General features: G+C 62.8%; 3 protein-coding genes. All 3 read left to right on the top strand.

Annotated elements, in window-relative coordinates:
* Positions 1-55: 55 nt before the first annotated feature.
* The 3 genes from LB547_RS32185 to LB547_RS32175 are packed head-to-tail and all read left to right on the top strand — an operon-like array spanning position 56 to position 3,227.
* The gene (locus LB547_RS32185; protein WP_084016273.1) at positions 56-1,294 is read left to right on the top strand and encodes a site-specific integrase; all 1,239 of its coding nucleotides are present in this window, start codon (positions 56-58) and stop codon (positions 1,292-1,294) included.
* Positions 1,291-2,223 (top strand): tyrosine-type recombinase/integrase, encoded by a 933-nt coding sequence (locus LB547_RS32180; RefSeq protein WP_064995509.1) that lies wholly within the window; start codon positions 1,291-1,293, stop codon positions 2,221-2,223. Before LB547_RS32185 ends, LB547_RS32180 begins: the two co-directional genes overlap by 4 nt.
* Positions 2,220-3,227 (top strand): tyrosine-type recombinase/integrase, encoded by a 1,008-nt coding sequence (locus LB547_RS32175; RefSeq protein WP_064995508.1) that lies wholly within the window; start codon positions 2,220-2,222, stop codon positions 3,225-3,227. Before LB547_RS32180 ends, LB547_RS32175 begins: the two co-directional genes overlap by 4 nt.
* The last annotated feature ends 4 nt before the right edge of the window (positions 3,228-3,231 follow it).

Here is a 3,231-nt window from a genome sequence, read left to right as displayed (position 1 = left end):
CATGCCTCTCTGACGGACGCGGGATCCCCCTGCGCCGCAATGCTGGAGGGGCAATATGCTCGACTTCTATTTTTCGTATCGTGGGGTACTCAAGCGCCTGCGTAGCGGTGCGCTCGGCGGCGAGATGGATCGCCTCGCGGAGCATTTTTTCACGCTTGGTTATAAGCGAGCGTCCGCCAAGATTTACCTGAGCCGGATTGCGCGCTTTAGCCAGTTTGCCGCGACGCGCTGTGGTCCGATGCCGATCCATCAGGATGTCGTCGATAGCTATTTGTCCACGTTTACGACGGATTCTCCACGCATTGGAGCAGTGTCGGCGCTGGGACACGCACTGCGAGTGGCTCCGGAGCGATTCATTGCTTCCGTTCCCAGTGTAGATGCTGACCCGGATAATCCGCTTCTGGCCTCCTTTTCGGACTATCTGCGCAGGGTGCGGGGCCTGGAGCCGAAGACCCGCGAAGGCGTTCTTCTGGGCGGTCGCCGCTTTTTGGATTGGTTCCGCCATCACCATCCCGGCCAGGACCTCGAGGCGTTGGCGGCTGAGCACGTCCTCGCTGCTGTCGAGCATCGGCTGTCACTATCGGCGACCTCCAGCAGCCGCACGGCAGCGACTTCTCACATCCGAACATTTCTTCGGTTTTTGTATTGGGCTGGCCACCATCGCCAAGATCTCGCCCGCGTTGTCCCAAGGACGCCCTCTTGGCGTTTGGCACATTTGCCGCCGCGCCTTGCATGGGATGACGTTCGGCAGGCGATCGATGCGATCGGCGCAACGACGCCGGTCGACATCCGCGATCGAGCCGTCTTGCTGCTGCTCGCCACCACCGGCATTCGCAACGGCGAGTTACGCGCCATTCGGCTGAAGGATATCCACTGGCGTACTGGCGAGGTTTTTGTCCGGCGCACCAAGGGCAAGCGTGATCGGGTGGTACCACTCCTCGAGGAGACCGGCGCCGCACTCGCCGATTACATCCTGCGCGCTCGACCGAAGGTGGATAGTCCGTATCTGTTCCTGTCCTTCGCGCCGCCGCTGGGGCCGTTCAAGTGCGCGTCGCCTGTTTCGAGGATCGTGCGGAAGCGGTTGCGGCATGGCGGGGTCGAACTCGGGCGGGTCGCAGGTGCGCATCTCCTGCGCCACAGCCTTGCCACCCAGCTCGTCAGGCAGCGAAGGCCAATCAACGAGGTCGCCGATCTTCTTGGCCACCGGAGCATCAACACAACGGCGCTGTACGTGAAGGTTGCGGCCTCGCAACTCGCCGAGGTCGCACTCCCCTTTCCGGGAGGCGCGGCATGACCGCGTTTACCCGATTCCTCGGCGAGAAGGCCGAGCGTTACATCGAACTGCGCCACTCGCTCGGCTACTCTTTCAGCAAACAAGCTGGCACGTTGCGGGCTTTCGTCCGCTACGTTGAACGCGCTCAGTTCGATGCGCCCGCCACCCGGACGATGGCGCTGGACTTCGTCCTGTCGTTCGGCGGCGCCGCCAACAGCCGCACCACTCGTCACGGCGTGCTCCGCCGATTCTACGAGTATCTCGCCGTCTATGACGCCCAAACGGAGACCTTGGAGCGTAGAGTCTTTCCCAGATCCAGGGCGATTCCGCCGCCGCGGATCCTCAGCGAGTCAGAGTTGGCGTCGCTCATCGACGCATGTGCGCGCATTTCGCCAGGCATCCCTCTCAGGGGGCGGACGATGGCAACGCTGATCGGATTGTTAGCAAGCTCGGGACTGCGATCTGGCGAAGTGGTCAGGCTTGATCGTTCCGACGTCGATCTGACCAGCGGGGTTCTTCTGGTTCGGAAGACGAAGTTCCGCAAGGACCGTCTCGTTCCAGTTCACACGACGACCCAGGCTGCCCTTCGCCATTACGCCCGTGAGCGTGACGCCGCTTTTCCCACGCCCAAGGACCAGGGCTTCTTCCTCAGCTCTCGTGGCAACCGCCTCTCAGCGACCGGCCTGCAAAACGGTTTTGCCGAGGTCCGCAAGCTCGCCGGCCTTGATGGCGGTAAGCCCTTAAGGCCGCACGATCTCAGGCACCGGTTCGCCGTGACCCGCCTCAGCTTCTGGCACCAACAGCGCGCAGACGTTCAGGCGCTGCTCCCGTTGCTCGCCACATATCTCGGCCACGCCAGCTACAGCGATACCGCTTACTACCTCACTGGTTCGACGGATCTTCTCGCCATTGCGGCGGACCGCGCTTTCCTCGATGGAGGTGCAGCATGAGCGAACATCTTCTCCTGGCGCCGCTCCTGGAATCCTACTTTCGCCGGCGCTTGACCAAGCAGCGCAACGCCACTCCCGCGACTGTCGCGAGCTATCGCGACGCCTTGCGCATGCTGATCCTCTTTGCCGCCGCCAGGTTGCGGAAGAGGCCGGCGGCGTTGGTGCTCGAAGATCTCGATCGAGACCTCGTTCTCGCCTTTCTCGACGAACTCGAGGAGAAGCGGAACAACACCGTCGCCACGCGCAATGCCCGACTAGCTGCGATACGATCTTTCTTCCACCATGTGGCAGCGGCCGACCCGGCGTCCTTTGGTGTCGCGCAACGCGTGCTGACGATTCCCACAAAACGGGCGCACATTGAGGTGACGCGCCACCTCACCAACGCAGAAGTGGACGCAATCATTGCGGCGCCCGATCAGAGGACGCCCCGTGGTCGGCGCGACCGCGCGTTTCTGCTGTTCCTGGCGCGGACCGGCGCGCGGGTCTCCGAAGCCATTGGTGTCAATGCTGACGACCTTCAGTTGGAACGCCCGCGTTCGCAGGTGCTGTTGCACGGTAAGGGGCGCAGAGATCGCGTCATCCCCGTTTCTCAGGATTTGGCGAGAGCGCTGGCGGCCTTGTTGCGCGAACGCGGAATCGCCAACCTCGAACCACGACCGATCTTTGTCGGCGCCCACAATGAGCGCCTGACGCGCTTCGGGGCGACCCACATCGTACGACGAGCGGCGGCCAAGGCAGTGGCCATTAGGCCGGACTTGGCCGAAAAGCCCATATCGCCACACATCTTCCGGCACTCCCTCGCCATGAAGCTTCTCCAGTCCGGCGTGGATCTTTTGACGATTCAAGCCTGGCTCGGGCACGCACAGGTCGCCACCACCCACCGCTATGCCGCCGCGGATGTCGAGATGATGCGCAACGGAATCGAAAAGGCGGGCATCGAGGGCAATTACGGGGCGCGCTTCCGGCCCACCGATGCCGTTCTGCAACTGCTGAACAGCATCTAAGCTA

This window comes from Mesorhizobium sp. B264B1B, from assembly GCF_020165765.1.
GTDB lineage: Bacteria > Pseudomonadota > Alphaproteobacteria > Rhizobiales > Rhizobiaceae > Mesorhizobium.
The sequence above is the reverse complement of the archived record's forward strand: the minus strand, read 5'-3'. Positions and strand labels throughout refer to the sequence as shown.

Excerpts from the sequence above, each read along its gene's own strand:
- LB547_RS32185 (WP_084016273.1), top strand. The coding sequence starts at position 56 with ATGCTCGACTTCTATTTTTCGTATCGTGGGGTACTCAAGCGCCTGCGT.
- LB547_RS32180 (WP_064995509.1), top strand. The coding sequence starts at position 1,291 with ATGACCGCGTTTACCCGATTCCTCGGCGAGAAGGCCGAGCGTTACATC.
- LB547_RS32175 (WP_064995508.1), top strand. The coding sequence starts at position 2,220 with ATGAGCGAACATCTTCTCCTGGCGCCGCTCCTGGAATCCTACTTTCGC.